Source organism: Amycolatopsis thailandensis, assembly GCF_002234405.1.
Taxonomy (GTDB): Bacteria; Actinomycetota; Actinomycetes; order Mycobacteriales; family Pseudonocardiaceae; genus Amycolatopsis; species Amycolatopsis thailandensis.
This window is the reverse complement of sequence record NZ_NMQT01000030.1, coordinates 16,708-31,180: the sequence shown is the minus strand read 5'-3', so window position 1 is coordinate 31,180 and position 14,473 is coordinate 16,708. Positions and strand designations below refer to the sequence as shown.

Genomic DNA, 14,473 nt, shown 5'->3' with positions numbered 1-14,473 from the left:
GGCCTATCGCGCATGGTGTTGCGCTGTTGGCCACTGTTTCGAGCAGTATGCTGCATCGCGGTTGTCCGCCGCGTGCGGCACGCCGGTCGAGTGGCCCGGCCGGTCACTTCATCCGGAAGTCGTGCTGTTCGGGCAGCGGTTCGTCCGAAACCGCCGCCCAGGTGTCGGACAAAGACGTCTCCCCTTCCCTGAGGTTCGCGACCTCGAAACCGGTGTCGTAGACGTCCTTGGCCCCGGCGACGTCCCCGAGGGCGAGCCGGGTGCGAGCGGTCAGCAAGGCGGTCCGCCCTTCCACCGGAAGCCCGGCCAGCAATCGGTCAGCCTCGTCCGGTAGCCCGGCGGCGAGTTGCGCCGCGATCGCCTCGACCACCAAAGGCCTCAGCGACGGCGCGAGAGCGACCGCCCGCCGGTACAGCCAGGCCGCTTCGTGCCCGGCCGTGGCGACCGCGAGATTCCGCAGCGCCCAAGGGTTCTCGTCCGCCGAGACGGACTCGCGCCAGGCGCGGACCGCGTCCGACTGCCGTCCGGCCGCCCAGTGCGCGACGCCGCGGTGATACCAGGTCAGCCAGTTCTTCGGGGCGTACTCCATGAGATCCGCCCAGTACCGGTTCACCAGCGTCGGCGGCGGCACGGCGAGCGGATCGCCGTCCGGCGGGGTCCCGTCGAGCAACGCGAGCCACGGCTCCTGGTCCGGCCCCAGCGAATCGTCCGGGAACGGCGTGCCGGGCAGGCACATCGGCGCCCGGCGGTTCTCCAGCGCTCCCCAGCCGGAACCGGCGGCCAGGAAGGATTCCGGGGTGACGTCGGCGATCTTCCGCCAATCGTCGTGGTACCCGTCCAGGGTTTCGGCCGACGGCAGACCGGCGGCGACGGCTTCGCGTGCCGCCGTCCAGTCGTCCCCGTGCGCCGCGGCGGGATCCGCGGTGACCGGACCGTAGGCCTCCAGCCAGTCCCAGCTCTCCCCCGGCGGCAACCGCAGGTGTTCCAGCTGGGTGCGGGCCAGCCCGGCCTGGATCTCCAGGTAGCCACCGACGCCGGGCGCCAGCCACTCCTGCCAGCGGCGCCCACCGGCGGATTCACCCCACAGGAACAGCTTCCGGCCGCGCAATCGTTCGGTGGACAGCTGGGCCAGCCCGGTTCCGTCCGGTTCGACGGCGGCGACCCACGGTCTCCCCGTCACCTCGAAGAAGTAGTCCGCCGCGGCCTCGGCACGGGCCGGGTACGTCAGCTCGCCGGGGACGTCGACGAGGTCGAGACGTCCCGAATAGCCGTAGTGCCATGCTTGTGTCGCAGGCGCCAGCACGCGGGTGCCCTCGTTCTGCGGTACCGCGATGTTCGACCACCAGTACACCGGGACGTCGTAGGGATGCGGATTCCGCACCCGCACCGCCACCAGCAGGTGCTCCGAGTCCTCGGGCAGCCAGAAGTCCACCTGGTACGGCAGATCGCGGGTGCGTTCCCACTCCCACAGCCGCAGCACCGGCGTGCCGTCCGGGCCCTCGATCTCCGCGGCGAACATCGGCTCGCAGGTCAGCGTCGTATGCCCGGTGCTCCCGAGGTTCCACTCGACACCGCCCGCGAACCACGCGTCCCGCAGGGCGAGGTTCGCGGGCTGGAACACCGGGTTGCGATAGAGCAGCTCACGGCCGGTCGCCTTGTGGATCAGCGAATACAGCCGTCCGCCGAGCGACGGCAGCACGGTGGCGCGGAGCTTGTCGTTCTCCAGCACCACCGCCGGGAGCTCACGTTCGGCGCGCTCGCGGGTGTAGCCGTCCTGAAGCAGGCACGGCAGCGTGGTGTCCAGGCGACCGTACCCGATGTTCTCCGCCAGGTCCGGCGGCAGCTCGTCCACATTGGACACCTTCGCCACCGCTTCGGGTTTCCGGAGCGGCGGCAGCGGGTTTTCCGGCCCCAGCTCGGCGGCCGGGAGCACCAGCCCGGTGCGGTACAGGCGGGTCATGCGTCCGGGAGCCGATCGCCGGTCGCGGCGTCGAACAGGTGCACCGAGCCCGGTTGCGGGGTCAGGGAGATCGGCTCGCCGCGCTGCCACGGGGCCATCCCCGGGGTGCGGACGGTCAGCACGCGGTCGCCGTCCCGGCAGTAAAGGTACTGGTCGCTGCCCAGTTCCTCGACGACCTCGACGACGGCTTCGAAACCGCCGTCACCGATCGTCCAGCCTTCGGGCCGGACACCGACGACGATGCCGGGGCCGGTCAGCGCCGAACGCTGCGCCGGGGTCAGCGGGAGCCGCGTGCCACCGGCGACGGCGCCGTCACTGTCCACAGTGGTCTCCAGCAGGTTCATCGCGGGCGAGCCGATGAATCCGGCGACGAACACGTTGACCGGTTTGGCGAACAGCCCGACGGGGGTGTCGCACTGTTGCAGGATCCCGTCCTTCAGCACGGCGACCCTGTCCCCCATGGTCATCGCCTCGACCTGGTCGTGCGTGACGTAGAGGGTGGTGATGCCCAGCCGCCTTTGCAGGGAAGCGATCTGGGTCCGCGTCTGCACCCGGAGCTTCGCGTCCAGGTTGGACAGTGGTTCGTCCATCAGGAACACGCTGGGCTCGCGCACGATCGCGCGCCCCATCGCGACGCGCTGCCGCTGACCGCCGGACAGTTTCGCGGGCTTGCGGTCCAGGTACTCGGTCAGGTCGAGCACGGCCGCGGCCTCCGCGACCTTGCGTTCGCGTTCGGCCTTGGGCATCTTGGCCAGCTTCAGGTGGAAGCCGATGTTCTCCCCGACCGTCATATGCGGGTAGAGCGCGTAGTTCTGGAACACCATCGCGATGTCCCGGTCCTTCGGCGGCAGCTCGGTGACGTCGCGGTCGCCGATGTGGATGGAGCCGTCGTCGACGCCTTCCAGCCCGGCCAGCATCCGCAGCGTGGTCGACTTCCCGCAGCCGGACGGGCCGACCAGCACCAGGAATTCGCCGTCGGCGACTTCGAGGTCGAGGCCGTCGACGGCCGGTCGTTCCACCCCGGCGTAGAACCGGGTGGTGTCGGAGAAGGTCACGGTGGCCATCAGGTCCTACTTTCCGGCGCCGAGGGTCAGGCCGGTGATGATCCGGCGGGCGAGCACGAGGTAGAGCACCAGCATCGGGAGCACGACGATCGCCACACCGGCGATCAGTCCGCCGTACTCCGACTGGTAGCTCGCGGCCCCGTAGAAGGTGAAGAGCGCGCGGGAGAGCGTGAAATGCGCCTGGTCCTTGAGGAACACGATCGCCAGCAGCGTCTCGTTCCACAAGCCGATGGCGTTCAGCGTCAGCGCGGTGATCATGCCGCCGCGGGTCAGCGGCAGCATGACCGAGAAGAACGTGCGCATCGGCGACGCGCCGTCGAGCGCGGCCGCCTCCTCCAGTTCGTCCGGCAGCGACCGGAAGAACCCGGTCATCAGGAACACCGTGAACGGGATGGACAGGGCCACGTACAGCACGAACAGGCCGTACTCGTTGTCCAGGTGGATCTTGCTGAGCACCACGAACAGCGGGATGATCACGGTCTGGAACGGCACGCCCATGCCGATCGCGACGACGTTCGTCATCGGCCCGGCGCCGCGGACACCGAGGCGGGTGAGGGCGTACGCGCAGGGCGCCGACACGGCGACCGTCACGACAGTCGCCAGCCCGACCAGGACCACCGTGGTGAGCACGGCGTCGCCGAAACCGGCGTTGTTCCAGGCGTAGATGAAGTTCCGGAACGGCTTGCCGACCTTGAACCACTGGTACGGCAGGTCGAACGGCTTGGTGAAGATCTCCACCGGCGTCTTGAACGACGCCGTCAGCAGCCAGTACAGCACCAGGATATTGCCCGCGGTGAACAGCCACACGATCGCGGAACCCACGACGCGCAACGGGCTGAACCGTTTCGAACCGGGCGCCGGCCGCGGTTTGCGCGGCGGCTTACGCACCGGTTTCGCCGGTCGCCGCGCGGGCGCCTCGACGTCGGTGACGGACATTTCGTCTCCCATAGACAACTCAGAACTGGATCGCGTCACGGCGCATCAAACGACGGAGCAGGACCACGAGCACGGACACCAGCGCGATCATCGCCACCGCGCAGGCGCAGGCGGCACCGAAGTCCGGGGTGCCGTTCGAGCCGAAGGTCCGGTCGAACACGTAGATCCCCAGCGTCCACGCCTCGTTGGGCGGGGCGTAGGTGCCCGGACCGGCCAGCACGAACACGAGCTCGAAGATCTTGAGCGCGTTGATCGTCCACAGCACCCCCGCGACACCGACGACGTCCCAGGTCATCGGCAGCGTGATGTTCTTGAACTTCTGCCACGGCGAAGCGCCACCCAGTTCCGCGTCCTCGAAGAGGTACGGCGGGATGCGGTCGACCGCGGCCATCAGGATGGTGATGTAGAAGCCCGAACTGGCCCAGATCAGCGAAGCCGTCACCACACCGGTCACATTGGACGGTGCGAGGAACTTCGCCGCGTCCGCGCCGAGGCCTTCCAGCACGTAGTTCGCCAGCCCCTGTTTCCCCGGCTGGTACTTGAACACGAAGCCGAGGAACATGCCGAGCGCCACCGGCGCCACGATGTTCGGGAAGAACAGGATGGCGCGGACGATCTTGCCGCCCTTCATGTCCCTCAGCACCATGGTGAACAGGAACGCGAGCGCGAACGTGCCGATCCCGCCGAGGAACACGTAGATCAGCGTGTTGCGGAAGGCGTACTGGAACGAGTCGCTCGAAACCATCTGCGTGTAGTTGGTGACGCCGTTGGGTTCCGGCGTGTCCCCCGCCCCGGCCCAGCTGGTGAAGCTCAGCACGACGGTCGCGATCGTCGGCAGGACCAGGAAGGCCAGGTACAGCACCAGCGCCGGCGCGGCGAACGGCCAGAACAGCCGTTTCTTGCGACTCAGGTGCGCCCCGGCCTTCACGGCCCGCGCCGGCGGTTTCGCCGGAGTCGTGACTGTCGCCATCAGCCCTGGTTCTTCCAGAACTCGGCGCCCTTGGTGGCGAGCTGGTCGACGAACTGCTGCGGGGTGATCTGGCCCTTCAGCAGCGCGATGTCGGCGGGGTCGAAGACGTCGGTCTGCCACTTGCCGCCGGCGATGCCGTCGATCCCGTCGTACTGCAGGACGTGTTCCTTCTTCGGGTCGTCCAGCGCGGCCTTGACCTGCTTGAGGTCGTCCGGCACCGAGAGGTCGGCGCGCGGGACGAGGTTGTCGGCCACCGCCGGGATCCCGGAAAGCAGGTCCTTGTTGAGGAAGTAGGCGATGAACGCCTTGGCCGCCTCGGCGTGCTTGGCCTTCTTGGTCACCGAGAAGCCGATCGACATCTGCTCGACGGTGTCGTGCGTGGCGCCTTCGGGCATCGGGAACTGGAAGGAGCCGTAGTTGATCTTGGTTCCGGCGCCCTGCTTGTCCAGGTACTCGCGGGTCTCACTCGGCGCCCAGCTGCCGACGTAGAGGAACCGGGAGTCGCCGTCGGCCCAGCGCTGCTGCACCTGCGGGAACTTCGCCGCGTCCCAGCCGTCGATGAAGTACTTGGGCAGCTTCGCGGTTTCGGTGGCGGCCTTGAGGAAACCGGGCTCGGTCTTCCACGCCTGGCCGGTCTTGTCGGTCGCCGCCTTGTAGATCCCGCCCGCGCCGACGTAGCGCTCGGCGAGCTGGGTGTAGAAGTACATGTTGTAGAACGGGATGTCGCCGTCGAGGCTGATCGCGGCCTTGCCGTCGGTCTTGGCCTTGTCGAACAGGCCGATCAGCTCGTCCATCGTCTTCGGCTGCTGGATGTCGCCCGCGGTGTCCTTGTTGAACCACCAGGCGCTCGACTGGATCGTGTACGGGACCATGAAGTTGTGTCCCTCGCGGTCCTTGTTCTGCGGGAAGTCGTACGAGCTGGGCGAAAGCACGTCCTTGACGGTCTTGTCACCCTCGCCGACCTTCATCGCGAACACGTCGTCGACGCTCTGCGTGCCGCCGGGCGTCATGATCGCGGCGCCGACCTTGCTGACGTCCTGGTCGAACAGGTCCGGCACCGCGTCGGTGTTCAGCGCGGGCACCAGGTTCTGGGTGTAGGCCTTGCGGCCCAGCCACTGCACGTCGACCTTGACGCCGGTCTTCTCCTGGAAGCATTTGAAGGCCTTCTGCAGGACCTTGCCCTGCGGCTCGTCGGCCGTCCACATGGACCAGTACGTGAATTCCTTGTCCGTAGCGGGTTTCACCCCCGCTTCGGGACAGGGCGCGTTGAGGAACTGGTCGACGCCCGGGAGCGCGTTCTCGCCGGTGCCTCCGGCCGCGTCCCCGCCGCCGCATCCCGCGAGCAGGAGCGCCGCGCCTGCTGTCAATGCCGTGAGCCTGCCTACCCGCATCCGCCACCACCTGGATCGAAGATCACACAAGTTCTGCTTGTTCTTGCGCAGTTTTGTGAGGTTTCACGCACATGTCAACACTCAATCGCGCAAAGTCTGCTCAATCGTCACCTTGACCGGTTCACTCTGATCAAGCTTGAGCACTTCCAGCAGCCGCCGTACCTCGACGGCGACAGCGGCACGTCCGGCGCCGAGGTACTTGCGCGGGTCCACCCGCTCCGGATGCGCACGCCAATCGTCCGCGACAGCCGCGGTGAACACCTTGTTGAGCTGGGTGGCGATATTGATCTTCGTCATCCCCGCTCGCACCGCTTCGGCCAGCCCCTCGTCGGGGACTCCCGACGAGCCGTGCAGCACCAGCGGTACCGGCACCCGGTCCCGGAGCCGTGCGATCAGCTCGAAGTCCAAGGCGGCGTCACGCGTGAGCATGGCGTGCGAACTGCCCACCGCCACCGCCAGCGCGTCGACACCGGTGGACGCGACGAACTCCGCCGCCTCGTCCGGATCGGTGCGCGCGCCGGGCGCGTGGACGCCGTCCTTGCCCCCGACCTCGCCGAGTTCGGCCTCGACCCACACTCCGTGATCGTGGCAGTACGCGGCGACCTCCCGCGTCGCACGGACGTTGTCGGTGTAGTCCAGTTTGGACGCGTCGAACATGACGGACCCGAAGCCGAGCGCGACGGCCTCGCGGACGAGGTCGGCCGATTCGGCGTGGTCGAGGTGCACCGCGACCGGTATCGCGGCCTCCCTGGCCGCGGCGAGCGCCGCCGTGCCGACCGGCGCCAGCGAGCCGTGGTACTTCACCGCGTTCTGGCTCAGCTGCACGATGACCGGCGCTTCCGCCGCGGCGGCGCCGTCGATGATCGCGGTGATGTGTTCGAGCTGGATTGCGTTGAACGCGCCGCAGCCGTGCCGGGCCGCCGCGGCGGCTCCGACGATCTCCCCGGTTCCCACCAGAGGCATGACTGTTTCTCCTAGGTCGTGTCCTGCTCCGGCCGGGCGCTCACGGCGACCAGCCCCTGTTCCGCTTGGTAGTGCGCGAGGTCGACGTCGCCGGCTAGCGGGCCGAGCACGGCCGCCCCGGACAGGGCGACGGCCCGGCGCAGGATGTCCGGCCAGGCCTCGGCGCGGCTCAGTCCCAGCGCGAGCGCCGCGACGACGGCGTCGCCCGCGCCGGTGGTGTTGCCGGTGAGCACGGTGGACGGTGCCGCGTGCCAGGTGCCGGACCCGGTCACCGCCAGCAGTCCCTCGGGGCCGAGCGAGACGACGACCGCCCCCGCCCCGGCCGCGCGGAGTTCCGTCGCGGCGGCCACGGGGTCCCGCAGGCCGGTGACCTCGCGCAGTTCGTCGGCGTTCGGCTTGACGACGGACGGCTTCGCGGAGAGGGCGGCGAGCAGCGCTTCGCCGGAGGTGTCCAAGATGGACGGTGTGCTGCCGAGCAGGCCGGCGTATCCCCCGGCGCCCGGCGGGAGGCTGCCCGAGCAGACGAGCACGTCCGTTTTCCGGGCTCGGACGGCCGCCGCAAGCGTTTGCCATTCGCTTTCGGTGAGCCGGGGCCCGGGCTCGTTCAGCAACGTCACCGATCCGTCGTCCGCCAGGACCGTGGTGGTGCGCCGGGTTTCCCCGCCGATCGGGACGACGTCGGCCGGGATGCCCGCCGCCGCGAGGTCGCTCTCGACGGTGGCTCCCGTCGCCCCGCCCGCCGTGACGATCGCGCGGACGTCGGCGCCGAGCGCGCGCAGTACGCGGGCGACGTTGACGCCCTTGCCGCCCGCCCGGTGCCGCACGTCCCTCGCCCGGTGCACCCCGCCGGGCCGGAGACCGTCCACTGTGTACGTGACGTCCAGCGCGGTGTTCGGCGTGACAGTGACGATCACGACGGCCTCAGGTCAGGACGACGGAACGCGTGAGGCTGCGGGGGTTGTCCGGGTCGAGCCCCTTGCGGGCGGCGATAGCCCCGGCGACGCGCTGCGCGCGGACCAGGTCGGCGAGCGGGTCCAGGCCGCTCTCGACGAACAAGCCGCCCGCGCGGGCGACGTCGTCGGACAGGCCTTCCGGCGCCTGCCCGAACATCCAGGTCACGCGGCCGGGTTCGCTGATGCTGATCGGGCCGTGCCGGTAATCCCACGCCGGGTACGACTCCGTCCACAGTAGACAGGCCTCGCGGAACTTGAGCGCCGCTTCGTTCGCGATGCCGACGGACCAGCCGGTGCCGAGGAAGCTGAACTGCTCCGCGCCGATCAGTTCGTCGGGCAGCGGTTCGGCGAGTACGCGTTCGGCCTGGTCGGCGACCGCGGTCAGGTCCTCGCCGAGGTGCGCGCGCAGCATCGCCAGCGCCGTCGTGGCGAAGCGGGTCTGCACGACCGAGCGTTCGTCCACGACGGACAGGTCGACGATCGTGTCCGCGGCGCTCTCGATCTCGCGCGGCACTCCGGTGATCGCGATGGTCGGCGTCTTGCCCCGCAGCTTCGCCAGGAGGGCGTGGACCTCGGTCGTCGTGCCCGACCGGGTCAGCGCCACGACGTGGTCGTAGCCGCGGCCCTCCGGGAATTCCGACGCGGCGAAGGCGTCGGTCTCGCCGAGCCCCGCGGACTCGCGGAGGACGGCGTACGCCTGGCCGATGAACCACGACGTGCCGCAGCCGACGATCGCGACCCGCGCGCCCGGCGGCGGCAGCAGTTCACTGTTCGCCGAGGCCAGCGCCGCCGCGTCCCGCCAGCATCCGGGCTGGCTCGCGATCTCCGCCGCCATGAAGGTCCCGCTCATGAACTCCCCATCCGTGCCAGTTGTGCGCAATAGCTGTCACGTTAGGTGCAGTTTTGTGCAACGTCAATGCTCTGTTAGCGCACTTTCACGCAATTGACTCGCGCAGATGTGCAGGATGTGCTGGTCACCTACCGTGGACGGATGCGGATCGTCTCGCTCCTCCCGGCCGTGCGCGTCCTGGACGGCCCTGCCTACTTCAACCGGCCGGGCCCCAGCGTCGTCGATGGTGCCGAGATCCTCGCCGACGTTCTTCATCGGTGACCGGCGTCACTTCGAAAGCTGTCACAACCTCTCCGTCCCGATCGTCATGTGTGCAGAAACCGACGGAGAGGGAAGATCATGGAAACGCGTTTCAACCTGTTCGAGAACGAGGTCGCCGTCAAGTTCGTCAAGCGCCTCGGCGCCGCGAGCCGCCCGATCGAGGAGTCCTCGCTGCCGCACGCGACCCAGGAACTGGTGAAGCTGCGCGCCAGCCAGATCAACGGCTGCGGCTTCTGCACCGACATGCACAGCAAGGACGCCGCGCACGCCGGCGAGACCTCGGTGCGGCTCAACCTCGTCGCCGCCTGGCGGGAGGCGAACGTGTTCACCGAGGCGGAGCGCGCCGCGCTGGCGCTCACCGAGGAGGGCACCCGCATCTCCGACGCTCACGGCGGTGTCAGCGAGGAGACCTGGGCGCAGGTGCGCAAGCACTACGACGACGAGCAGATCGGCGCCCTGATCGCGCTGGTCGCCACGATCAACGCCTACAACCGGCTCAACGTCATCGCGCAGACCCCGGCAGGCGACTACCAGCCCGGCATGTTCGGCTGAGCCCCGCGTTCACGGACAAGAGGATTGCCTTGCCGGACAACGATTCCGGGAGACCCCGGTGCTAAACCTTCGGAAACAGCGACCCATCCGGAGGTTCAGCCCGTGGAACTCGACGTCCGTTTCTTCCCCGTGACCGGCACCCATCAGCTCAGCACCGACCTCGTCGGGCTGCGCGCGAACTTCCACTACGGCTCGGGGAACGTGCTGGAGCAGCACTACGCGGACAGGACGACGATGATCTGGACAGGCGTGTCCGGCGATTTCACCGGCGTCCGGCAGAAGGAGAAGACCCTGCGCGTGTTCGCGGTCGGTCCCGCTCAGTACTTCGTGACCTGGTACGAGACCGGGACCGTCGCGACCGCCGCGCACGGCGAGGTCTTCGACGGCGGCTATCCCATCGCGGTGATGGCGGACTTCGAACGCCTGGTCGCCACCGCGGCCTATACGAATCCGCGCGAGGACGGTGGGCAGTACTTCCTGGTCGACCAGGCGACCATCGAGATCCTGGACAAGCCGCATGGCTGGCCTTCTTTCCCTGCGCCTCGGGCTTGAGGCGGGCTTTCGTTCGGCTGCGCGTGCGTGGTGGCCTGCGCTGGAGAACGCAAGTAGCCGGCGAAACGCAATCGGCCACGCATGGGGTGCTCACGGTCTCGAACGTGGCGCTCGGACGTCATGTCCATCGGTTCGGCCTATGTCCGCAGGTGCATCGTGTTACGCCTCGGTTCCCCAGTGGGGTCGAGGTAGGCGGGGGCGATGAACTCCGGCAAACCGTCTTGGGCGATCCGGACTTTCCATTCGCTGCGGTGGATCAGCCGGTGGTGTCTCGAGCAGAGGAGCACGAGGTTGTCGATCTTCGTTTCGCCGTGGTGCCGCCAGAAAACGATGTGGTGAGCGGTACAGCGTGGCACCGGCATATCGCAGCCGGGGAAGGCGCAGCCGCCGTCGCGGATGGTGAGCGCGTACTTCTGCGCTAACGACACTGTCCGTTTGGATCGGCCGATGTCCAGGGGTTCGCCCTCGGTGCCGAGAACACCCGGCCGCACGCGAGCATCGCAGGCGAGGATGCGAGCGTCGGTGGCACTGATGGGACCGACCAGATCCAGGTGCGCTTCGCCGATATCCCGGATCAGGTCCTCGTAGGACATGGTCACCAGGATGTGGGTGGCTTCTCCCGCTTGGCCGGGAAGGTTGCGGCTGCTGGTCTTCAACCGCACATAGTCGGTGAAGGCATCCCCGTACCGTTCGTCTTGGGTGCGGGAGTCCCGCACCCCATCGATGGCTTTGTGGGGCTTGGCCATCGGGTCGAGGTCGGACTTGAGCCGGGCGTAGGTTTCCAGGTCCAGAGTGCCCTTCAGACCGAGCGTGCCGTCGCGGTGCTTGACGAACCGCAACTCCGGCCGCACATCCTTGGGATCTTCGTCGCGGGGCTCTTTCCCATCGGGATCGAGCTTGTCCAGCAACCGGCGACCGGCCTTGGCGATCTGACGAGGTCCGGCATGGCGGGCGAGGTCGACCAGGATCTTCTCCCCGCCCCGCACCCTCTCCTCCGAAACCGTGGAGGGGATCCTCGCCAGGGTGCGGATGATCGCGTCGATCTGCGAGCCGCCGATCGCTCCCTCGGCCGCCGCCTCAGCGGTCAACGGCGCGAGCGGAGGCGTCGGGTCTCCGCCGATGGACGGACCGGCATGCAACGCGAGAACCCGATCGGCGCGATCATTGGCTTCCTTCTCGGTCACATGGAAGTCCTCGAAAATCATTGCGGCCAACGTCGAATGACCACTACATCCGCGAACCCCGCGACTGTTGATCTCCGCGAGTACCGCGTTCTGCTCCGCATCCAACCGACGCTTCAACACTTCCAACTCTTGTTTGCGGGCATGCAGCGCAGCCGTGTCGACGCGCCACCACTCGGCGGACGTCGTCTGGGATGCGTTGTCGCTGGCCACAAGGTCGATAATACTCCTGATCGAACACTTGTGCTAACACATATCAGGCTGGAAACCGAAGTGAAATTGCTCGTTTCGACGCGAATACGGGCACCAGATGACACGACTCTCACCGAAACTTCGCTGTACCTGAAATCGACAAGCGTGCCGATGTGGCCACGCCGAGCACTTTCGTTGCCAGGGCGTTGTCGGACGCCGCGAAGCAACTCACGAAGTTCCAGCACCTCACGACATCGGTCCGCAGACGCCGTCGACCAGACACTGGCGAACAAGCACCGAGCGCGCAGAGCCAAAGTCCACGCCCCCGGCCGCTCCCATACTGGCCACCCAGCCGAGAAGAGGAGCAGCATATGAGCCGAGACGACACGTCGCTCGCCAAGAACGTCCTGGGCGTGCCCGGCATCGTGTTCCTCGTGCTCGCCGCCGTCGCGCCCCTCACCGGGATGATCGTGATCGCGGCCATCGGCATCGCGGTGGGCAACGGCGGCGGCATGGTCGCGGCCTTCCTGCTGGCCACCGTGGTACTACTGCTTTTCGCGGTCGGCTACGCGCAGATGTCGCGGGTGCTCACCAGCGCGGGCGGGTTCTACGCCTTCGTGGTCAAGGGGTTGGGCCGGACGCCGGGGCTGGTCGCCGGTTTCGTCGCGATGCTCGGCTACAACTGTTTCGTGGCGGGGGCGATCGGCACGAGCGGATTCTTCACGTCCACCGCGATCGACGACGTTTTCGGCCTGAAACTCGACTGGCTCTTCTGGAGCGCGCTTTCGGTCGTGCTGGTGCTCCTGCTCAGCCGACGCGGTATCGCGGTCAGCGCGAAGGTCCTGGGCGCCTCGCTGATCCTCGAAGTGTCGATTCTGCTGATCATGGACTTCAGCGTGCTGTTCCGGCACGGTTTCTCGTTCGCCGCGTTCAGCCCGTCCGTCATGTTCCAGGGGGCGGGCGGTCTGGCGTTGTTGTTCGCCGCCAACGCTTTCATCGGGTTCGAGGCGACGGCGTTGTTCGGCGAGGAGGCCAAGGATCCCAAGCGGACGATCCCGCGGGCGACCTACATCGCCATCGGGTTCATCGGGGTGTTCGCCGCGTTCACGACGTGGGCCGTGGTCAGCGCGATCGGCGCGGAGCAGGCGCAGGACGTGGCCGCCGCACACCTGTCGAGCGGGGATCTGGTGCTCTCGGTCGCCCAGGAATACCTCGGCGGCCCGCTGACCAAGGTGATGTTGCTGCTCCTGGTGGTCAGCCTGTTCGCGGCTTTGCTGGCGCTGCACAATTCGGCCACCCGTTACCTGTACGCGCTGGGCCGGGTCGGCGTGCTGCCGCGGCTGCTGGGCAAGACCAGCCCGCGCAACGGCGCGCCGCGCTACGCCTCGATCGTCCAGTTGGCCTTCGGATCGGTGGTGGCACTGGCGTTCCGGCTCGCCGGGCTCGACCCGGTCGCCGACCTCACCGCGAGCATGACCGGCTTCGGCACCCTCGGCATCCTCACCCTGCAACTGTTCGCGGCGGTGGCGATCCTGGTGTACTTCCGCCGGACCCGGGACCGCCGGGTCGTGAAGACGCTGATCACCCCCGGACTGGGCGCGGTGGGCCTCGGGCTCATCGTGACGCTGGCGATCCTCAACTTCCCGACGCTCGCCGGGTCGAGCAACGGCGTCGTCCCGCTCCTGCCGTGGCTGCTGCTGATCGTGGCGCTGGCCGGGCTCGCGCTCGCCGGCTGGCTGCGCCGGTTCCGTCCCGCGGTGTATGCAGCGCTGGAGTCCGATCTGGAACGCGAACCGTCAGACGTTGTTGGTCAGTGAGAGATTGAAGGAGTAGCGCGAAGCCCGGTAGACGTGCCACCCGTGTTCCACGACCTTGCCGGAATCGTCGTAGGTGGTGCGCCGCATGGTGAGCAGCGCCGCCCCCGGCTTCTCGTCGAGCAGTTCGGCGTCCTCTTCGGTCGCCTGCCGGGCGCCGACGTTCTGCTGGGCGGCGTGCAAGCGGACGCCCGCCGAGCGCAGTAGCTGATAAAGCCCCCTGTCCCGCAGTTCGTCGTCGGCGGGGTCGATGAGACCGTCGGGCAGGTAGTTGTTCATGATCGCCAGCGGTTCGCCGCCGGTCGACCGCACTCGCTTGAGGCGCCGGACGTGGGTCAGGCCCGGCGTCTCGAGGTGCTCGATCGCCTCGTCGTCCGCGGGCTCGACCCGGTTGATCAGGACGACGGACTCCGGCTTGTCCCCGAGTTCGCTGAGGTCGTCGAAGAGACTGCTCAACCGCAGCGGGCGGGCGACCTTGGTGCGGACGACCTGCGTGCCGACACCGCGTTTGCGGACGAGCAGCCCCTGATTGACCAGCGACTGGATCGCCTGACGGATGGTCGGCCGCGACAGATGCAGGCGGGCCGCCAGATCCAGCTCGTTGTCCAGCCTGGCGCCGTTCGGCAGCCTGCCGTCTTCGATCGCGGCACCGATCTGGCGGGCGACCTGGGAATACAGCGGCTCCGGGCCGTTCGGATCCACCACGATCTCGCCGGGCGCCCACGGTTTCATGCGCGGAGCCTACCGCGACGAGCGTCTATGACCTTATGTCCATATGTCTTGACAAAGTCTCCGGGCTCTTGCGATGGTCGAAGGACCAAGCGAGCCGGGAGG

General features: G+C 68.1%; 13 protein-coding genes. 3 read left to right on the top strand and 10 right to left on the bottom strand.

Features of this window, described 5'->3' with window-relative positions; genetic code table 11:
* Positions 1 to 103: 103 nt before the first annotated feature.
* The 8 genes from CFP71_RS09310 to CFP71_RS09275 all read right to left on the bottom strand — a co-directional run bounded on the left by CFP71_RS09310 (position 104) and on the right by CFP71_RS09275 (position 9,087).
* Complete coding sequence (locus tag CFP71_RS09310) at positions 104 to 1,960, bottom strand: DUF5107 domain-containing protein (protein WP_093933428.1); 1,857 nt, start codon at positions 1,958 to 1,960, stop codon at positions 104 to 106.
* The gene (locus tag CFP71_RS09305) at positions 1,957 to 3,024 is read right to left on the bottom strand and encodes an ABC transporter ATP-binding protein (protein WP_093933427.1); all 1,068 of its coding nucleotides are present in this window, start codon (positions 3,022 to 3,024) and stop codon (positions 1,957 to 1,959) included. The genes CFP71_RS09310 and CFP71_RS09305 overlap by 4 nt, the downstream gene beginning before the upstream one ends.
* Before the next feature lie 6 nt (positions 3,025 to 3,030).
* Entirely contained in the window at positions 3,031 to 3,960 is a 930-nt protein-coding gene (locus CFP71_RS09300) for a carbohydrate ABC transporter permease (RefSeq protein ID WP_093933426.1), read from the bottom strand.
* A gap of 19 nt (positions 3,961 to 3,979) precedes the next feature.
* Positions 3,980 to 4,930 carry a carbohydrate ABC transporter permease gene (locus CFP71_RS09295; protein ID WP_093933425.1) on the bottom strand — a complete coding sequence of 317 codons (951 nt, stop codon included), beginning with the start codon at positions 4,928 to 4,930 and terminating at the stop codon, positions 3,980 to 3,982.
* The gene (locus CFP71_RS09290; protein ID WP_093933424.1) at positions 4,930 to 6,321 is read right to left on the bottom strand and encodes an ABC transporter substrate-binding protein; all 1,392 of its coding nucleotides are present in this window, start codon (positions 6,319 to 6,321) and stop codon (positions 4,930 to 4,932) included. The genes CFP71_RS09295 and CFP71_RS09290 overlap by 1 nt, the downstream gene beginning before the upstream one ends.
* A gap of 81 nt (positions 6,322 to 6,402) precedes the next feature.
* On the bottom strand, positions 6,403 to 7,284 hold the full coding sequence (locus tag CFP71_RS09285; protein ID WP_093933423.1) for a class II fructose-bisphosphate aldolase: 882 nt from the start codon (positions 7,282 to 7,284) through the stop codon (positions 6,403 to 6,405).
* A gap of 11 nt (positions 7,285 to 7,295) precedes the next feature.
* The gene (locus tag CFP71_RS09280; protein ID WP_093933422.1) at positions 7,296 to 8,198 is read right to left on the bottom strand and encodes a 1-phosphofructokinase family hexose kinase; all 903 of its coding nucleotides are present in this window, start codon (positions 8,196 to 8,198) and stop codon (positions 7,296 to 7,298) included.
* 7 nt (positions 8,199 to 8,205) lie between these two features.
* Positions 8,206 to 9,087 (bottom strand): SIS domain-containing protein, encoded by an 882-nt coding sequence (locus CFP71_RS09275; protein ID WP_093933421.1) that lies wholly within the window; start codon positions 9,085 to 9,087, stop codon positions 8,206 to 8,208.
* A gap of 339 nt (positions 9,088 to 9,426) precedes the next feature.
* Here CFP71_RS09275 and CFP71_RS09270 point away from each other — a divergent pair, with 339 nt between their 5' ends.
* Positions 9,427 to 9,900, top strand: a complete 474-nt coding sequence (locus tag CFP71_RS09270; RefSeq protein ID WP_093933420.1) for a carboxymuconolactone decarboxylase family protein — start codon at positions 9,427 to 9,429, stop codon at positions 9,898 to 9,900.
* A gap of 102 nt (positions 9,901 to 10,002) precedes the next feature.
* Positions 10,003 to 10,452: a MoaF C-terminal domain-containing protein gene (locus CFP71_RS09265; protein ID WP_093933419.1), complete on the top strand. Its 450-nt coding sequence runs from the start codon at positions 10,003 to 10,005 to the stop codon at positions 10,450 to 10,452.
* Between the two features lie 137 nt (positions 10,453 to 10,589).
* Here the strand turns inward: CFP71_RS09265 and CFP71_RS09260 are convergent, their stop codons facing one another.
* Complete coding sequence (locus CFP71_RS09260) at positions 10,590 to 11,846, bottom strand: HNH endonuclease signature motif containing protein (protein ID WP_093933418.1); 1,257 nt, start codon at positions 11,844 to 11,846, stop codon at positions 10,590 to 10,592.
* A 350-nt stretch (positions 11,847 to 12,196) separates the two neighbouring features.
* Between CFP71_RS09260 and CFP71_RS09255 the strand changes: the two genes are divergently transcribed.
* The gene (locus CFP71_RS09255) at positions 12,197 to 13,642 is read left to right on the top strand and encodes an APC family permease (RefSeq protein ID WP_093933417.1); all 1,446 of its coding nucleotides are present in this window, start codon (positions 12,197 to 12,199) and stop codon (positions 13,640 to 13,642) included.
* Here the strand turns inward: CFP71_RS09255 and CFP71_RS09250 are convergent.
* Positions 13,622 to 14,371, bottom strand: a complete 750-nt coding sequence (locus tag CFP71_RS09250) for a GntR family transcriptional regulator (protein WP_093933416.1) — start codon at positions 14,369 to 14,371, stop codon at positions 13,622 to 13,624. The genes CFP71_RS09255 and CFP71_RS09250 overlap by 21 nt on opposite strands.
* Positions 14,372 to 14,473 lie beyond the last annotated feature (102 nt).